Source organism: Duganella sp. sic0402 (assembly GCF_019219065.1).
In the GTDB taxonomy this organism is placed as follows: domain Bacteria; phylum Pseudomonadota; class Gammaproteobacteria; order Burkholderiales; family Burkholderiaceae_D; genus Rugamonas.
The window spans coordinates 174,597-191,855 of record NZ_JAHUWK010000004.1 but is presented as its reverse complement, the minus strand read 5'-3'; the positions used below and the strand labels follow the sequence as shown (position 1 = coordinate 191,855).

Sequence of the window (17,259 nt, the reverse complement as noted above, 5' to 3'; positions counted from 1 at the left end):
CGCTTCGGTGTCGCTAGGAGCCGCAGGCGTCCGCGTTGCTGAACATGGCCGAACTGGTCCAGCCACGCTTGCCAGCCTTGTTCTTCACCAGCCCTCACCCAGCGGTGTCAGCATGTAAAGCACATCGCCCGGTTGCAGCGACAACTGCGGCTGCTCCTGTCCACGCAGATAACCGTCCCGCACCGCCCTGTCCACGGTAATAACGCCGGGACGTTCGGTCACCACCACACCATCGACGCCATCCAGCGCCTCGCCTTGGGAGACATGGAACAGCACCGGCGAATCCTCGCTTCGGCGCTGATGGACCGGGATATCGCCCTCGGCCGTCCATTGGCGGTAGGTGCAGCACTCAAAGGGGCAAACGCCCCAGTTCTCATAGTTCTGTGGCGGCGCGTCCTGCGGCTTGGCAAACGCCGGTATCGCCAACAGCACACCAGCCAAAAGGCCCATCAGGGATGAAGAGGCTTTAAGTATATTCAACGCAGCCATCCTGTCGACAGAAGCTCACCAGTTTGACCCCGGCTTCGGCAGCGATGTCGATTGCCAGCGTGCTGGGCGCGGAAATGGTCGCGAGCATCGGGATATGCATGCGCGCGGCCTTGCGCACCAGTTCATAACTGGCACGGCTGGACATGAACACGAAGCCGCGCCACATGTCTTCGCCATCCAGCGCCAGGTGGCCAATCAGCTTGTCCAGCGCGTTGTGGCGGCCGACGTCCTCACAGACGCGCAGCACGTTGCCATGCGCATCACACCACGCCGCAGCGTGCACGCCGCCGGTGGCGCGCATCAGGTCCTGATATTGCCCCAGCTCGGAAGCGGCGATGGCGATCGCAGGTTGCAGCGCACCCGGCGCGTGCAGCGGCGGCGACTGAATGGGCTCTGGCTGCAAGTCAAGCAACTCCAGGCTTTCGATGCCGCACACGCCGCAACCGCTGCGGCCCGCCATTGAGCGTCGCTGCTGCTTGAGCTGCATGAATTCCTGGGTGGCGATGGTGATGTCGATCTCAACGCTGCGCGCATGCTGGCGCACTTCGATATCAAACACGTCGGAGCGTTTGGCGACCAGTCCTTCGGTCAGCAGAAAGCCCATGGCAAAGGGCTGCAGGTCGCGCGGCGTGACCATCATGACCGCGTGCGAGATGCCGTTGACGACCAGCGCCACCGGCACTTCCTCAATCACGTTGTCAGTCGCGGACGTGGCGCGGGCGCCGCGATGGCGCAGCACCTGGCGCTCCTGAAACCCGGTTTGATCCGACTCTAAATCCAACTTCATGACAGCCCCGCAGAATAAGCACAACGCCGCTCATTCTACACCGGGCCGCCAGACCTCGTCAGGCAGCCAAAGGCTGGGCTTCGCCCACGCCGTAGTGACGCGCGTAGCGGGTGTCCAGGTTCGCCAGCGGCATCAGCAGGAACAGGTCGGCGCTTTCAAAATCAGGATCCCAGGCCGGTTCGCCGCAGATCCATGCGCCCGAGCGCATATAGCCTTTCAACAGCGCAGGCACTTGCGGCTTTTGCGCAGCTTCCAGCTTGGAGAACGGGAACGGCAGGTGCGGCGTCACACGGTATTCGATCGGTGCCAGGTTCTTGGTCACCAGTTGCTGATACACGGCAACCGCGTTGTGGCCGCCATCGGCCAGCGAGATGCTGGCGCAGCCCACCAGGAATTCGGCGTTCTCGCGGCGCATGTATTCGGCCAGGCCGGACCACAGCAGCATGATCACGCTGCCGCCACGGTAATCGGGATGGATGCAGGCGCGGCCTGCTTCAACGATGCGGCCGCGGATGTTGTTCAGGCGGCCCAGGTCAAACTCGCCTTCCGAGTACAGGCGGCCCAGCTTGCGGGCGCGGTTGGCGCTCAGCAGGCGATAGGTGCCCACCACCATCAGGGTGTCGGAATCGCGCACGATCAGGTGATCGCAATGCTCGTCGAATTCGTCGCTATCCAGGCCGTCGGCGCTTTGCAACGCGGTCAGTCCCATGGTTTCGATGAATACCTTGTAGCGCAGGCGCTGGACTTCACGCAGTTCTTCCGGCGTGCTTGCCATGCTGAGTACCAGCTTGCCGGACGTTGCTCGGACATCGGCTTGTATGATCGAGGTTTGCATGCTTCATCCCTTTTGTGTAGAAGACGAAGCAAGCGTAACCAGCGAATACTTCAAGAAAATGACAATAAAATGTCATTTTCGTGACCTGTTGTTTTTTAATCAGGCCTTCTTTGGACGGCCGGTTTTCAGCTGCGGCAGGCTTGCCAGCACGTTTTTCAGCGTCGCCAGGTCGATCTGCGAGATCAGCGCCACGCCGATGCGCAGCAGTTCGCTTTTCTTTACTTCGAAGCCGGCTTTCAAGGCGGCTTTTTTCACCTGGCCCAGCACGGCGTATTCGGCTTCCGGCATGGTGAAGCTGTCACGCACCAGTTTTTCCTTATGGGCTTTGACTTTAACTTCAGGTGCGGCTTTTGGCACTGGCTTGGCGACGGCTTTCGGAGCGGCTTTAGGTGCAACTTTAGGCGCGGCCTTCGGCGCTACCTTTGGAGCGGCTTTCACAGCTGGCTTGGCGGCGGCTTTCGGCGCAGCTTTTGGCACTGCTTTAGGTGCAGCTGGCTTGACGGCAGCTTTCGGCACCGGCTTGGCGGCCGCGCGCGGGGCGGCCGTGCGTGGGGCAGCTTTCACCGCTGGTTTTGCGGCCGGCTTGGCGGCGGTCTTGGTTGCGGTGGTCCGGGTGGCTGGTTTGGTCGCCATATTCACTCCAATGTAGTCATCAATATAAACAGTATATATCATTTTCCAACTCAACCGCGCGGGCGAGTACATCTATGAAAATGATTCACGCCGCAGGCCGCCGCGCACTGATATCACGAATAAAAGCGCAGAACTCATAGCTATTGCGCTCCTCCGTTTTCACCGGCGTGATCGACAACTCGATGGGGAATTCCTCGCCACTGCGGCGCAATGCAAACACCTCGATGCGCCGTTCCAGCACGCCGCTGCTCGCGCCAGTCAGATAGCGCTGCATGCCGCGCTTATGGTCATAGCGGAAGCGCGGCGGGATAATGGTCTGATCCAGCGCCCTGCCCAGAACCTCCTCGCACTTCCAGCCGAAGATTAGCTCCGCCTGGCGGTTCCAGCCAACGATGCGCCCTTCCAGATCCATCCGCACCACCGCGTCCAGCGCCGTGTCGACGATGGCCTGCAACTTGGCCTCGCTGTCGCGCGTCTGATGTATGCTTCGCGTCAGCTCGGCAGTGCGGACACTGATGCGCTGTTCCAGCTCCGCATTGAAATCGCGCAGCTCACGCTCGGCGTCGCGCAACCGGGTCAGCGTATCGCGGAAGCGCAGCACCGCGTCAGACAGCCGCCCCACCTGGTCTTCCCTGCCGATGCCGGATAGCTTGATATCCGTTTCGCCGCGTGTCAGCTTTTCCAGCGCGGTACGGATATCGGCAAACGGCCGCGCCGCGCGCCGGCCGACAATCAGGATCGACAGCGCAATGCCCATCGCCAGCAACAGATTGGCCGCCAGGGTATTAAAAATCTGCCGGTTCAAGTCGGTATTCATCTGCTGGCGCGAATATGCCAGATCAATCGCGCCTACCGGATAACTGCGCCGTCCATCGTTGAACTGGATCTCCCGCTTCACGCGGATCGAGGCCACCGGATCCTTCATCGGCGACACATACCCGGCCAGCTCACTGCCATTCGGCGCCAGTACCCGCAGCATCAGCACTTCCGGCGTGGCGCCAGAAGCATCCACCACGCTGGCCACCGCTGCGCTATTCATGTCGAATAGCGGCCGCGCCAAAGCCTGCGACAGTACCGCCGCCAGCCGCTCGGCACGGTCGTGCAGATTCTGTTCCGCCTCGCTGCGCAAGCTCTGCATCACATAAGTAGTGTAGATGGCGGTGGAAATCGCCACCGCGAGAAAAATCCCGAAGCCCAGACGCAGCACGATATTGCGTCGCCACGCCAGCCGTAGCTGCGTCAGCGGCCCGCCGCCATCCAGCAGTACTTTGTCGTGGGTATTAATTCCGCACTCCCTGCGCCTGCGCCAGCTTCTTGTAGGCCGGGCTATTGCGGGCTTTCTCCATCTCGCTCCAGATGCGCGCCGCCAGTTGCGGCCTGGACGCCACCAGCGCATGCGACAGGATCAGGAAATAAGGCTTTTCAATGATGGGGATCGGCAATTGCTCCAGCTGTGGCGCCAGCGGGCCGCGCATCAAACCGGCAGCGTCACTGCCACCCAGCGCCGCCGCAGCGACACGCCCGGCGATCAGCTTGCGCGCCAGCTCATCGGCGCGCTGGCTGCCCTCGTCCACTTCCAGATTCTGCGCGCGCAGTACATCGCCCACCGAATAGCCAAGCTGGAAGCCGATTGCGCCATCCAGATTGCTGAACTGTTTGCCGTCCCACGCCACCTTGCTGCCCTTGCGGCGCAACACTACATAGGTATCGGTGTGCATGCGCTTGGAGGTGTCGATATTTTCTGCGCCGGGATACTCGCCCAGCTCGCGCCGGTCCGGCTTGAAGCTGACCGCAAACGCACCATCGACCGCATTCACCTTCAGCTGCGCCAGGCAGCGCTTCCAGGGAACGCTTTGAAAATCGAAATGAATATCGAGCCGCTGCTCAACCATTTTCAGCAGCGCGAAATTAAGGCCGCCGCCCTTCTCCGTGCGCCACGGCAGCACGTCCTGCGCCTCGTAGCATAGGATCACTGTTTCGCGCGCCACGGCCGGCATCGACAGGAGTAGCAACATGCAAGCGCTGTAGCGAACTATCCTGTCGAACATGGCTTCTCTCCATTAGCTAGTGCGTATGGTGAAGTCTACACCGACTTCGTCCCATTGCTCCTGTTCCTTCTCCAGCCAATAGGACAGCGTAGGATGCTCAGCCACCCAATCGCGGCTGATTTCCAGTTCGATGCGACTCTTGAAGCGCAGCTTGAGCTGGGTGAAGTCGATATCGATGCGCGAGTGCATGAACAGCACCGCCAGCCGCAGCGCCACAATGGCCTTGGCGAAGTCCGCATCCTCCAGCACTTCGGACACTTTGCGCAGATTGCCCTTGTGGGCCACGATCAGGCGGCTCATGGTGCGCTGCTCGCGCGCCGTGAAGCCCGGCAGGTCGGCGTTCTCGATGATGTAGGCGGCGTGCTTATGATAGCCGGTGTGCGACACCACCATGCCCATTTCGTGCAGCAGCGCACTCCAGTACAGCAGGCGGTTGTACTGCTCGGACGATGGCTTGGTCTGCGCATACAGCGCCAGCGCATCCACCGCCGCCCGGTTGGCGCGGCGCTGGTCAACGTGGAAACGCTCGACACAGGCTTGCACCGATTGCTCGCGGCGGTCACGCTTGGTTGAGCGCAGGTGCAAGTCCCACATCACGCCCATGCGCAGGCCGGCCTCAATCGGCTGCACCAGCGCGATACCCAGTTCGCGCACCAGCCCGATCAGGATTGCCAGCCCGCCGATGATGGTCGAGGCGCGATCCGGCCGCAGGCCAGGCATATCGATTTTGCTGACGTGGCCGAATTCGATAAAGCGCTGCTTCAGCGCCTCCAGCGTCTGCGCATTGACTTCGCGTCCAATGCCATTCTTGATGATGATGTCGGCGATGGTGCGCGCGGTGCCGGAGGAACCGTAGCACTGCTTCCAGAATTGCGGATGGTAAGGCGGTGCCGCGTCCTCGAAATGGCTGCGCGCCGACAGGATGGCGGCCTCAAACGACGGCCCGTCAACCCGCCCGCCGATGAAGAAGGACAGGCTTTGCTTGACCGTGCCGACGCTGAACGATTCGACCTTTTCGATTTCCGGCCCGCGCCCCAGTATCAGTTCGGTGGAGCCGCCGCCGATGTCGATCACCAGCCGGCGCTCGCCGGGCAGCGCGACCGCGTGCGCCACGCCCATATAGATCAGGCGCCCTTCTTCCTCGCCGGAGATGATTTCGATCGGATAGCCGATGGCCTTTTCCGCCTCCGGCAAAAAGGCGGCGGAATTGCGCGCCACGCGCATCGCCGATGTGGCCACCACGCGCACCGCGTCCAGCTTGTAGGCGGCCAACACGGTGCGGAAATTTTGCAGGCAGTTGAGGGCCGCCTGCATGGCGGCCGGCGTCAGGTTGCCATCCTTATCCAGGCCGGCAGCCAGCCGGATCGGCTCCCTCACGCTTTTCAGTACGCGGATGGCCTCCCCATCATGCTTGCCGATGTGGAGGCGAAAACTATTGGAACCCAGGTCTACGGCAGCGTACATATAATGAGATTTGAACTAAACGATTTACACCATTATAAGCACGATAAGCCCGATTTGTTACGTCTTGATGACTTCGGCCTCCATGACGCGGTTGCGGCCTGCCTGTTTGGCAGCCTGCAAAGCCTCGTCGGCGCGCTTGAACAGGCTGACGGTGCTGTCCTCGGCGCGTATCGTGGTCACGCCCAGACTGGCGGTCATATTGATGACCGCCTTTTCCGCCTTGACCGGTTGTTCGGCCACCGCATTGCGGATGCGCTCCGCCACCATCGCCGCATCCTCCAGCGAGGTGCGCGGCAGCAGAATGGCGAATTCGGCGCCGCCCAGGCGGCCCATCTGGTCCGAGTCGCGCAGTTGTTTCTTGCACACATCCACCATCGCCTTCAGCACCACATCGCCGGCCGTATGGCCATAGCTGTCGTTGACGCGCTTGAACTGGTCGAGGTTGAGGATCACCAGCGCGGTCGGCATGCCGGGACGGCGCGCCAGCGCGATCCACGGCGTCAGCGCGGTGTAGAAGCCGCGCCGGTTCGGTACATCGGTCAGCGCATCCACCACTTCCAGCCGTGCCAGCTCACCGTGCTCCTGCTCGCGCGCCAGCAGCAGATAGCCGAAAGCGTTGCCCAGCATCATCAAGTACAGTGCGATCATGCCAGCCGTCTGCACCCCGACCGGATTCAGCCAGTCCGGCAGCAGCGGCAACAGGCCGCGCCCCACCACCAGCACGGTCAGCGCCAGCACCAGCAGCACAAGATAGCGGCGCAATGGCGTGCCGTTGCGCCAGCCACGGCCCAGCGCGGCGGCACCGGCCAGGAAGAAGAAACCAGCCGCCATCGAGGCGATGCCGATACGGCCCGCCGCTGGCAGCTGCAACAGCCAGGCGCCGACATACACGCCGGTCGATGCGCCCAGCGCCGGCAACAGGTATTTGCGCCACACGCGCCGGCCAGCCTGCTCCCACAGCGCGGACGCATCCAGCGCAAAGCCGGCGAACAGCACCGCATTGGCAAACGGAATCGTCAGGAAATCCGGCAGAACGCCGCGACAATACAGCAGCAGCCAGGCCAGCGCCTGGCATTGCTTGGCCCAGGCCCAGGTGGCGTGAACGCGCGCAAGCTGGCCGTCGCGGCGCGCGCCGGCCTCAAAAAAGAACAGCGCTGCGCACAGGCTGAAATTGCCCAGTGCCAGCGCTAACAACAAGGTTTTTATATCCATGACCGCAGCCCGGTGTCAGACTTCAGACCTCGTGCTCGACGTTGCTGCTGCCATCGCCCATTTTGCTGCCCCAGGCCTGGGTGAAGAAGACTTTTTCTTCTTCGGTCGGGGCGTCGTGCCAGAACACGATCAGCGTGCCTTTGTGGTCGTGCAGCTGGCTGACTTTTTCAATAAAGCTCTGCTTGCCGGCCAGGTCGGCCAGCGCGGCCACATAGCCGTAGACGCGGCTCAGGCGCTCCAGACGGTCCGGCTCGGTGAAGCTATTGGTGGCGGTAAGCGTAGGGTGGTCTAAAAACATCGTATCTCTCTCCAAGTCGGCCGCCGATGGGCAGGCCCGTGCTGACGCCATGCTACTATGATTCCCTACGTAAATCCACATTACTAAGCAACTTGACCACACCCGCCAACCGTCCGCCGCCACAGGTACGCACCGTGGGCGACAAGCGCCTGCTGGAATTTCAGCCCGGCATGGTGCAAAGCGAGATGCGCCTGTCCCGCCCGGACCAGCTGGTGCTCAGCTATGTGCGGGCGATGATGTGCTTCGTGCTGTTCCATCCGCGCCCCGAGCACATCGTCATGGTCGGCCTGGGCGGCGGCTCGCTGGCCAAGTTCTGCCACCGCTACCTGCCGCATGCGCGCATCACCGTGCTGGAACTGAATCCAGACGTGATCGCGCTACGCGAGCAGTTCGCCATTCCCCGCGACAGCGCGCGCTTTCGCGTGATCCAGGCCGATGCGGCGGAGTATATGCACCAGCTGCGCGACAGCGCCGACGTGCTGCTGGTGGACGGCTTCGACGCCGACGGCCTGCCGCCGCCGCTGGGCAGCGCCAGCTTCTACGCCGACTGCCGGCGCGCGCTGCGGCCCGGCGGCGTGATGGTGGCGAATATCTTCAGCTACGACCCGCACTACGCGGCCATGCTGCGCCGCCTGCGCCAGGCGTTTCAGGGCCATATCTGCGCCTTCAACGGGATCGCCGGCAATAACCGCATCCTGTTCGCGGTGAAAAACGGCGGCAACACGCCGGCGCTGGCCATGCAGCGCAAAGTGGCGCGTACCGGCGGCCTGGCGCTGCCACTGCTGAACCGTTTGCTGGCGCACTGGATCGTGTTGCGGCTGCGTTGGGCATAACGTGGTTATTTCGGCACATCAGCAGCGATGAAACTGTCCTGACAGCATTTTTGTGACACACTGACTATCAATCCTGCGGCCCCCGCCCCCGCCCGCGCTTTGCCATCCCTGTTTCGGAAAGCGTGTCATGCCGTCCTTCCGCACTTCATCCCGGATCTCGCTGGCAGCCTTGCTGACGCTGATCACCGGCTGCGCGGTCACCGGCCTGTTGTTCATCGCCGTCAGTGCGCTGGAATACAGCAAGATGGAGCTCAGCTACCAGCAGCGCGGCCACATCCGCGCCGCCGCGATCCGTCGCGGCATGGACGATACGCTGGAACTGGTCACCATCCTGAACGGCTTGTTCAAATCAGTTGGCCCGGTCAGCCGTGAACAGTTCGCCAGCTTCAGCCGGCCGATGCTGGAGCGCTACCCTTTTGTGCAGGCATTCAACTTCCAGCGCGTGATGGATGACCAGCAGGCGCGCACGTACCAGGAAGAAATGCAACGCCACTATCCGGGCGTTGAACTGCACGACGGCGGGCGGCAGCCGCTGGCTTCGCGGCCGCAACACGTCATCGTCGACTATCTGGAACCGCTGGAAGGCAACGAAGCCGCCTTCGGCCTGGACGTGGCTTCGCTGCCGGCCATGGCGCGGGTGATCGCCGAAGCGGTCGACAGCGGCCAGCCGCGCACCACGCCGCTGATGCGGCTGGCGCAGGAACGCGCCGGGCAACAGGGCTTTGTGATGATGATACCGGTGTACCGCCAGGGCGCCGAGCTCAATACCGTGGAGCAGCGCCGCGCCGCCTGGATCGGCAATACCAGCGCGGTCATCCGCTCGGCAGACCTGATCCAGAAAATCCTGCTGACGGCCGACCTGCTGGATGACCGCGAGCTGAGCGTGCAGGTCTACATCGGCGACGACATCCGCCCCGCCAATCTGGTCTACAGCCGGGGCCAGCCGGCTGGCCCCGGCACTGAGCCGTCGGTGCTGCAGCGCTGGCTGTCGATCGACTACCGCGAACCCTATGTGCGCACCTTCAGCGCTGCCGGCAAGTCCTGGCATGTGCAGGTGACGCCGCTGCCGCGCCCCTTCCTGCCGCACCATCTCGGCTCGCTGTCGACGCTGATCGGCGGCCTGCTGTTCTCGCTGCTGACGGCGGCCTTCGTCAATTCGCTGGCGCGCCGTTCAGTGCGGGTGCAGCGGCTGGTGGACGAGCGCACCCATGCGCTCAAGCTCAGCAATGAACAGCTGGCCCAGGACGTGGCCTCCCGCAAGCGCACCGAGGAAGCATTGCAGGAAAGCGAACACCGCTTCCGCCGCCTGCTGGCATTGTCCTCGGACTGGTACTGGGAGCAGGATGAGCAATTCCGCTTCACCAATATCACCGGCGGCTTCTTCGAAAAGGGCCGGCAAGATCCAAAGCTATTCCTGGGGCGGACGCGCTGGGAGGCGCATCCCGAACTGTGGGATAACAACTGGGGCCGCGAGCACCAGGCGATGCTGGAAGCGCATCTGCCGTTCAGCAATCTTGAATACGCACTGCGCGGCGTCGATGGCCAGACCCATTGGTTCACCAGCAGCGGCGAGCCGGTCTACGACCGCGAAGGAAAATTCCGAGGCTATCGCGGCACCGGCACCGAGATCACCGAGCGCAAGCTGGCCGAGCAGCGCATCCAGCACATCGCCCACCACGACGTGCTGACCGGCCTGCCCAACCGCGTGCTGCTGCAAGACCGGCTGTCGCAGGCGGTGGCCTTCGCCAACCGCAGCGGCAAGCCCTTGTGGGTGATGCTGATCGACCTGGACCGCTTCAAGTTCGTCAACGACAGCATGGGCCACAAGGCCGGCGACCTGCTGCTGAAAACCGTGGCCCAGCGGCTGCGCGATAGCGTGCGCGACAGCGACACCGTGGCACGGCTGTCCGGCGACGAATTTGTCGCCATCCTCACTGAGTACCCGGAAGAAACGCTGTCGCACGACGTGGCCCAGCGCATCATGCGCGCCGTCACCCAGCCGGTGATGCTGGAAGGGAAGGAATTCTTTGTCACCTGCTCGATCGGCGTGGCCGTGTACGGCGCAGACGGTACCTCGGCGCAGCGGCTGATCGAACACGCGGACATCGCCATGTACCGCGCCAAGAAGCTGGGCCGCAACAACACCCAGTTCTACGAGCCGGCGATGAACGAAGAAGCGCGCGAACGGCTGCGCATCGAAAGCGCACTGCGCAACGCGCTGGAAAGGCAGCAATTCGTGCTGCATTACCAGCCACAGGTGGATCTGCAAACTGGCCGCGTGGTCGGCATGGAAGCGCTGCTGCGCTGGCAGCATCCGGAACTGGGCATGGTGGCGCCCTACCGCTTCATCGGGCTGGCGGAAGAAACCGGCCTGATCGTCGAGATCGGCGCCTGGGTGATGCGCACCGCCTGCGCCCAGGCCAAGCGATGGCTGGACGCGGGCCACGGCCCGCTGCGCATCGCCGTCAACCTGTCACCGCGCCAGTTCAGCGAGCCGCAACTGGTGGCGTCCATCAGCGAGGTGCTGCGCGAGACCGGATTGCCGCCGGCCTGCCTGGACATCGAACTGACCGAAGGCTTGTTCATGCATGACGTGACACAGGCAGTGGAGCTGCTGCACAAGCTGAAATCGCTGGGCCTGGCGCTGTCGATCGACGACTTCGGCACTGGCTATTCCAGCTTTTCCTACCTGCGCCATTTCCCGATTGACGTGCTGAAGATCGACCGCTCCTTCATCAGCGACATTCACGCGGACGACGAGGCGGCGATTGTGGTGTCCATCATCGCGCTGGCGCACAACCTGAAACTGCGCGTCATCGCCGAAGGGGTGGAGACGGCGACCCAGCTCGACTACCTGCGCCGCCACGGCTGCGACGAAATCCAGGGCTATTATTTCAGCCGGCCACTGCCGGTTGCGGAATTTGAACTGCTGCTGGCGGAGGGACGAGCTCTGCAAGCGATGCCGGCTTAGCCTTGGGCTTGCTGCGCTTGCGCGGCTTGGGCGCCAGCATGGTGCCGGTGCATTTTTCCGCGCCACACCGGCAGGCAAAGGCGCGCTTGATGGCCGGCGTGTGCCGCCCTTCGTAGATCAGCGGATAGGAATAGCTGAGTTCTTCGTCCTGCTTGATGTCATGCAGCGCATAGATGAAGATGCGGCCGTCCTCTTCCTCGATTGCCTCGCAGTTCGGTTCGCAGGAATGGTTGATATAGCGCGCCTCGTTGCCGTGGTCGCCGCCATCGATGACATTGCCATTCGACAGGCTGAAAAAGAAAGTGTGGTTGTGCGGCCCGCCCTGGATTTCGGCGCGCACTTGCGCCTCGTCCCAGGTGATTTCCCGGCCCGCGTATTCAACGACGGGTTCGCCGGGCGCGATATCCCGCTGCGCGAACACGCCGTTGCCGTGCACCGATGAGCGTTCCACGCGATAGGCGGGCAGTTGATCTGTAGCTGGTTGAGTACTGGCGTCGGACATGGCAATCACGATGATCAAAGATCGTTGGATTAAACCATATTTTTCAGCGCGCAGACATGCCGCACGCCAGAAAATCCAAATATTACAAACATGACTTGAGATCGCGTGCCAGCCGCTGCGCCTGGCCTTCTTCCAGATTGGAGATGGTGACGCGGATCGCTTGCGATTGCCCCTGCACATCGTAGGCGCTGCCGAGGCGCACCAGCCAGCCTTTCTTCGCCATCGCATACGCCACGTCGCGCGCATCGCGCTCAAGTGGTATCCACACATTCAGCCCGCCTGATGGACACGGCACGCCGATGCCCTCGGATCGCAGCGCCGCCACCAGTTGCTCGCGGCGGGCGGCATAGGCGCTGCGCGCCGTGTCCACCTGCTGACGCACCTGCTCCGAACCGAGACAGGCGGCGACCGCGTGCTGCAGGATATGGCTGACCCAGGTCATGCCGGGCGCCAGGCGGATGCGCAGCCGGGCGGCAGTGCCGGCGTCGCAGGCGACAAAAGCCAGCCGCAGGTCCGGTCCCAGCGCTTTCGACACCGAGCGCACCAGCGCCCAGCGCGTGGTCGATGCCGGGATGACGGCGTGACATGGCGTATCCGCCAGCAGTGCGAAATGGTCGTCCAGTATCACCAGCACATTCGGATAGCCGGCCAGCACCCGTTTCAGCGCATCGGCGCGGTATTTGCTCAGGGCGCAACCGGTGGGATTGTTGGCGCGCGGCGTCAGCAGCACGGCGCGCGCCCCCTCTTGCAGGGCACGCGCCAGCGCCTGCGGCTGCATGCCCTGGTCATCAATCGCAACGCCAACCGCCTGCATGCCGCCGATGCGCAGCGCGTTGACGGTGCCGAGGAAGGCCGGATCTTCCACCGCCACCTTATCGCCGGCCACCAGGTGCGCCACCGCCAGCCGCTCGACGGCGTCCACCGCGCCGTTGGTCAACGCCAATTCCCAGCCGGCCGGGCAGTCCGAAGCGAACCATGCCTGCCCCCATGCGCGCAACTCGGGCAGGATGGTGTCCTCGCCGTAGACCACCGGTTTGAAAGGACGCGCCGCCAGCAAGGCGGACAGGTCGGGCAGCCAGCTGGCGTTGGGGTTGCCGTGGGCCACGTCGGTCAACGGCGTATCGGCGCTGGCGCCCTCCTGCTCGCCGGCGCGGTGCGGCGCGCGGATGGTGGTGCCGAGCCGCCCCTGGGCCACGGCGATGCCGGCCTTGGTCAGGCGCTGGTAGGCGGCGGCAACGGTGTTGCGGTTGACGCCCAGCGTCCCGGCCAGCTCGCGCACGGGCGGCAGCGCGTCGCCGGGCTGGTAGTCGCCGCTTTGCACCAGGGCGCGGATGCAGTCGGCAATCTCTATGGCTGTGCTTCCGGATATCATTTGACTTTGTCCTAGGACATAATTTACTATGTACCAGACATTTTACCCCATCGTCTGGAGCACTTTATGTTTACCGGCCTGAGCGCGTTTCCCATCACTCCCCTCAACCAAGACGGCGTCAACGAAGCAGCTTTCACCAGGCTGGTGGCGAGGCTGGCGGCGGCCGGGGTCGATTCGATTGGTGCGCTGGGGTCCACCGGCGTGTACGCCTATCTGGATCGCGCCGAGCGCGCACGGGTGGCGCGGCTGGCGGTGGAGCATGCGGATGGCGTGCCGGTCATGGTTGGCATCGGCGCCTTGCGCACCCGCGAGGTGCTGGCATTGGCCGAGGATGCGCAACAGGCCGGCGTCAGCGCCCTGCTGCTGGCGCCGGTGTCTTACCATGCGCTCAACGCCGACGAGGTCTACAACTTGTATGCGACGGTGGCGCGCAACGTCTCGGTGCCGGTCTGCGTGTATGACAATCCGGGCGTCTCGCGTTTCGACTTCAGCGACGAGCTGCATGGCCGCATCGCCCAGTTGAAGCATATCGCATCGATCAAGATTCCCGGCGTGCCGGCCGATCCGGCAGCAGCGGCGCAGCGTGTGGCGCGGCTGCGCGCCTTGGCGCCGGCGCATGTCAGCATCGGCGTCAGCGGCGACAAGTTTGGCGCCGCCGGCCTGAGCGCCGGCTGCGCGCTATGGTATTCGGTGATCGGCGGCATCTTCCCCGCCACCACGCTGGCCATCACCCGCGCCGCACAGGCGGGCCAGGCCGACGAGGCGGCGCGCTTGTCGGCACGGCTGCAACCGCTATGGGACTTGTTCGCCAAATACAAGGGCAGCCTGCGCGTGGTCGCCGCCGCAGCCGGGCTGATGGGACTGGCGCAACAGCCCTGCCTGCCCTTGCCGCTGCAAGCCATCGACGGCGCCGACCGCGAACACCTGGCCAGCCTGATCGATACGCTGGCCCTGGCCTGATGGATTATTCGCCTGGCGACTTGAACAGGCTCTCCAGGTCGGCGCGGGTGGTCGGCTTGCGCACCACGCCACGGCGGCCGGTGTATTCCTCTTCGATATTGTCGCGGTAGTAGCTCCAGGCCGCGCCCGAGCTGGACAGTTTGCGCCACACCTCGTTGCCGACGCCGGAATAGTCGATGGCGCTGCCGTCGTCGAATTCCACGCGCAGCAGCTTGTCGCGCGCGTCATAGCCGATGGCCCGCAGTTTCCCCGCATTGATGCGCTTCATTTCCATGCTGGCCTCCATTGTATGGTTAAGTGCTGCCGCGCTGGATAAACTGGAATCCGGTATCGGTCAGGCTGGCGACCGCCTTGCCTTCCAACCGGTCCAGTATCGCTTGCGCCGCCATACGTCCGATATTAGCCCCATCGACGCGTACAGTCGATAGCGGCGGATAGGTGTGCGACGCAAAATGCAAGTCGCCAAAGCCGACCACCGCCAGTTGCTGCGGCACTTTAATGCCGCGCTCGATGGCCTCGGTCAGCACGCCGTGCGCCAGCGTGTCCGAACTGCACACCACCGCCTCGACGTCCGGACAGCTGGCCAGCAGCGCCGCCATGCCCTCGCGTCCCAGTGCAAACGTGGACGGCAGCGGCATCAGTTGCAAGGCCGCCACTTCCACACCATGCTTGGCCAGTCCGGCCTGCAAGCCCTGGTTGCGCCGCGCCGCGCGCGGGTCCTGCACCGCCAGGATGGCGATGCGCCGGTAGCCGCGCTCCAGCAGATGCTGGGCGATCGCGTGGCCCACATCTTCGTGCGAGAAACCGACCATCATGTCCACCGGCGACGGCGTCAAATCCCAGGTTTCCACCACCGGCAGCTGCGCCGCCTGCAAGCGGCGCCGGGTACTGTCGGTGTGCAGCGAGCCGGTCAGGATCACGCCATCGGGACGGCGGCTGAGGATGGTTTCCACCAGCAACTCCTCGCGCCAGGCTTCGTAGCTGGACAGGCCCAGCATCACCTGATAGCCGGCCGCCGTCAGATTATCGCTGGCCGCCTGCACCATATCGGCAAAGATCGGCGTGGAAATCGTCGGCAGCACCAGCGACACCAGCCGGCTGCGCGCCGAGGCCAGCGCGCCGGCCATCATATTCTTCACATAGCCGGTCTGCGCCACGGCCGCCTGCACTTTGGCCAGCGTGTTGGGGCGCACCAGATGCGGCTGGTTCAGCGCGCGCGACACGGTAATCGGCGACACGCCCGCTACCCTGGCTACATCGGCCAGCGTGGCACCGCTGACAGCCAGCTCGCCCTCGGCGGTGCGCAAGCTGCGGATTTGAGTCTTTTCCATGGCGATGATGATAAACGTTGATGTGCTATTGTAGCATCACACATCATTTTCTATCATTTTTAAACAGCAAAAACCACAGGTTTACCTTGATATTGCTCTTATACCGGTCTAAGATTGAAATGACAGCGCAATCATTTATCAGGAGACACCCATGACGCAAGCACCTTCCTCCACCCCACGCATTGTTGATATGCGCGTGGTTCCCGTCGCCGGCCGCGACAGCATGCTGCTCAACCTCAGCGGCGCGCACGGCCCCTACTTCACCCGCAACATCGTCATCCTGAAAGACAGCGCCGGCAACACCGGCGTCGGCGAAGTGCCAGGCGGCGAGAAAATCCGCCAGACGCTGGAAGACGCACGCCCATTGCTGCTAAACCAGCCTATCGGCAACTACAACGCCATCCTCAACGCCGCCCGCGCTGCCTTTGCCGACCGTGATGCCGGCGGCCGCGGCCTGCAAACCTTCGACCTGCGCATCGCCATCCACGCCGTCACCGCGCTGGAAGCGGCGCTGCTCGATCTGGTTGGCAAGTTCATGGGCGTGCCGGTCGCGGCGCTGCTCGGCGACGGCCAGCAACGCTCGGAAGTGGAAATGCTGGGCTATCTGTTCTACATCGGCGACCGCAACGCCACCGACCTGCCCTATGCCGGCGTGCCGGACCAGGCCGGCGACAACTGGACCCGCATCCGCACCGAACCAGCCGTCACGCCGGAAGCCGTGGTGCGGCTGGCCGAAGCGGCATACGAACGCTATGGCTTCAACGACTTCAAACTGAAAGGCGGCGTATTCCGCGGTGAAGAGGAAATCGAAGCCGTCACCGCCATCCACGAACGCTTCCCGCAAGCGCGCGTGACGCTGGACCCGAACGGCGGCTGGCTGCTGAAAGACGCAATCCGCCTGTGCCGCGACAAGGGCGATGTGCTGGCCTACGCCGAAGACCCGTGCGGCGCCGAGAACGGCTACTCAGGCCGCGAAGTGATGGCCGAGTTCCGCCGCGCCACCGGCCTGCCGACCGCCACCAATATGGTCGCCACCGACTGGCGCGAAATGCGCCACGCGATCCAGCTGCAATCGGTCGACATCCCGCTGGCCGATCCGCACTTCTGGACCATGCAGGGCTCGGTGCGCGTGGCGCAGATGTGCCACGAATGGGGCCTGACCTGGGGCTCGCACTCGAACAACCACTTCGATATCTCGCTGGCCATGTTCACCCACGTTGCGGCCGCCGCACCGGGCAATATCACCGCCATCGACACCCACTGGATCTGGCAGGATGGCCAGCACCTGAGCAAAAACCCGCTGCAAATCAAGGGCGGCATGGTGCAGGTGCCGGCCACGCCGGGGCTGGGCGTGGAGCTCGACATGGACGCCATCGAAGCGGCCCATCACCTGTACAACAATATGGGGCTGGGTGCGCGAGACGACGCGGTGGCGATGCAATTCCTGATCCCCGGCTGGAAGTTCAATAACAAAATGCCTTGCATGGTTCGCTAATAACAATAACAAGAACCAAGGAGACCAGC

At 63.6% G+C, this 17,259-nt stretch carries 17 protein-coding genes; 4 read left to right on the top strand and 13 right to left on the bottom strand.

Translation table 11 applies throughout. The features are described from left to right. Positions 1 to 84: 84 nt before the first annotated feature. The 9 genes from KW842_RS12720 to KW842_RS12680 all read right to left on the bottom strand — a co-directional run bounded on the left by KW842_RS12720 (position 85) and on the right by KW842_RS12680 (position 7,766). Positions 85 to 480 carry a hypothetical protein gene (locus tag KW842_RS12720; protein WP_218304471.1) on the bottom strand — a complete coding sequence of 132 codons (396 nt, stop codon included), beginning with the start codon at positions 478 to 480 and terminating at the stop codon, positions 85 to 87. After that, positions 467 to 1,276, bottom strand: coding sequence for a formate dehydrogenase accessory sulfurtransferase FdhD (gene fdhD / locus KW842_RS12715; RefSeq protein ID WP_218304470.1), 810 nt, complete (start codon positions 1,274 to 1,276; stop codon positions 467 to 469). Before fdhD ends, KW842_RS12720 begins: the two co-directional genes overlap by 14 nt. Before the next feature lie 58 nt (positions 1,277 to 1,334). Beyond that, the gene (locus tag KW842_RS12710) at positions 1,335 to 2,111 is read right to left on the bottom strand and encodes a GNAT family N-acetyltransferase (RefSeq protein WP_218304469.1); all 777 of its coding nucleotides are present in this window, start codon (positions 2,109 to 2,111) and stop codon (positions 1,335 to 1,337) included. A 99-nt stretch (positions 2,112 to 2,210) separates the two neighbouring features. Continuing rightward, positions 2,211 to 2,744 carry a hypothetical protein gene (locus tag KW842_RS12705; protein ID WP_218304468.1) on the bottom strand — a complete coding sequence of 178 codons (534 nt, stop codon included), beginning with the start codon at positions 2,742 to 2,744 and terminating at the stop codon, positions 2,211 to 2,213. Positions 2,745 to 2,829: 85 nt separating this feature from the next. Beyond that, a complete protein-coding gene (locus KW842_RS12700; RefSeq protein WP_373925176.1) occupies positions 2,830 to 3,951 on the bottom strand; it encodes a PAS domain S-box protein in 1,122 nt (373 codons plus the stop codon). A 73-nt stretch (positions 3,952 to 4,024) separates the two neighbouring features. Beyond that, positions 4,025 to 4,792 (bottom strand): ABC transporter substrate-binding protein, encoded by a 768-nt coding sequence (locus KW842_RS12695; protein ID WP_218304466.1) that lies wholly within the window; start codon positions 4,790 to 4,792, stop codon positions 4,025 to 4,027. 12 nt (positions 4,793 to 4,804) lie between these two features. Further along, the gene (locus tag KW842_RS12690) at positions 4,805 to 6,256 is read right to left on the bottom strand and encodes a Ppx/GppA phosphatase family protein (RefSeq protein ID WP_218304465.1); all 1,452 of its coding nucleotides are present in this window, start codon (positions 6,254 to 6,256) and stop codon (positions 4,805 to 4,807) included. A gap of 57 nt (positions 6,257 to 6,313) precedes the next feature. Further along, positions 6,314 to 7,468: a diguanylate cyclase gene (locus KW842_RS12685; RefSeq protein WP_218304464.1), complete on the bottom strand. Its 1,155-nt coding sequence runs from the start codon at positions 7,466 to 7,468 to the stop codon at positions 6,314 to 6,316. A 22-nt stretch (positions 7,469 to 7,490) separates the two neighbouring features. Next, a complete protein-coding gene (locus tag KW842_RS12680) occupies positions 7,491 to 7,766 on the bottom strand; it encodes a hypothetical protein (protein ID WP_218304463.1) in 276 nt (91 codons plus the stop codon). 170 nt (positions 7,767 to 7,936) lie between these two features. Here KW842_RS12680 and KW842_RS12675 point away from each other — a divergent pair, with 170 nt between their 5' ends. Together KW842_RS12675 and KW842_RS12670 are read left to right on the top strand one after the other, a co-directional pair. Beyond that, on the top strand, positions 7,937 to 8,599 hold the full coding sequence (locus KW842_RS12675; RefSeq protein ID WP_373925186.1) for a methyltransferase domain-containing protein: 663 nt from the start codon (positions 7,937 to 7,939) through the stop codon (positions 8,597 to 8,599). Between the two features lie 127 nt (positions 8,600 to 8,726). After that, positions 8,727 to 11,570 carry an EAL domain-containing protein gene (locus KW842_RS12670; protein ID WP_218304461.1) on the top strand — a complete coding sequence of 948 codons (2,844 nt, stop codon included), beginning with the start codon at positions 8,727 to 8,729 and terminating at the stop codon, positions 11,568 to 11,570. Here the strand turns inward: KW842_RS12670 and KW842_RS12665 are convergent. Both KW842_RS12665 and ptsJ read right to left on the bottom strand, forming a co-directional pair. Next, entirely contained in the window at positions 11,494 to 12,072 is a 579-nt protein-coding gene (locus tag KW842_RS12665) for an SET domain-containing protein (protein WP_218304460.1), read from the bottom strand. The two genes, KW842_RS12670 and KW842_RS12665, sit on opposite strands and share 77 nt — an antisense overlap. 82 nt (positions 12,073 to 12,154) lie before the next feature. After that, complete coding sequence (gene ptsJ / locus KW842_RS12660) at positions 12,155 to 13,444, bottom strand: transcriptional regulator PtsJ (RefSeq protein WP_218304459.1); 1,290 nt, start codon at positions 13,442 to 13,444, stop codon at positions 12,155 to 12,157. Between the two features lie 66 nt (positions 13,445 to 13,510). Between ptsJ and KW842_RS12655 the strand changes: the two genes are divergently transcribed. Beyond that, positions 13,511 to 14,404, top strand: a complete 894-nt coding sequence (locus KW842_RS12655; protein WP_218304458.1) for a dihydrodipicolinate synthase family protein — start codon at positions 13,511 to 13,513, stop codon at positions 14,402 to 14,404. A gap of 4 nt (positions 14,405 to 14,408) precedes the next feature. On the opposite strand, the gene KW842_RS12650 is transcribed toward KW842_RS12655, so the two are convergent. Both KW842_RS12650 and KW842_RS12645 read right to left on the bottom strand, forming a co-directional pair. Continuing rightward, a complete protein-coding gene (locus tag KW842_RS12650; protein WP_218304457.1) occupies positions 14,409 to 14,678 on the bottom strand; it encodes a KTSC domain-containing protein in 270 nt (89 codons plus the stop codon). 19 nt (positions 14,679 to 14,697) lie between these two features. Next, positions 14,698 to 15,735, bottom strand: a complete 1,038-nt coding sequence (locus KW842_RS12645; protein WP_218304456.1) for a LacI family DNA-binding transcriptional regulator — start codon at positions 15,733 to 15,735, stop codon at positions 14,698 to 14,700. Positions 15,736 to 15,886: 151 nt separating this feature from the next. On the opposite strand from KW842_RS12645, the gene gudD reads away from it, so the two are divergent. After that, complete coding sequence (gudD, locus tag KW842_RS12640; RefSeq protein WP_218304455.1) at positions 15,887 to 17,230, top strand: glucarate dehydratase; 1,344 nt, start codon at positions 15,887 to 15,889, stop codon at positions 17,228 to 17,230. Positions 17,231 to 17,259 lie beyond the last annotated feature (29 nt).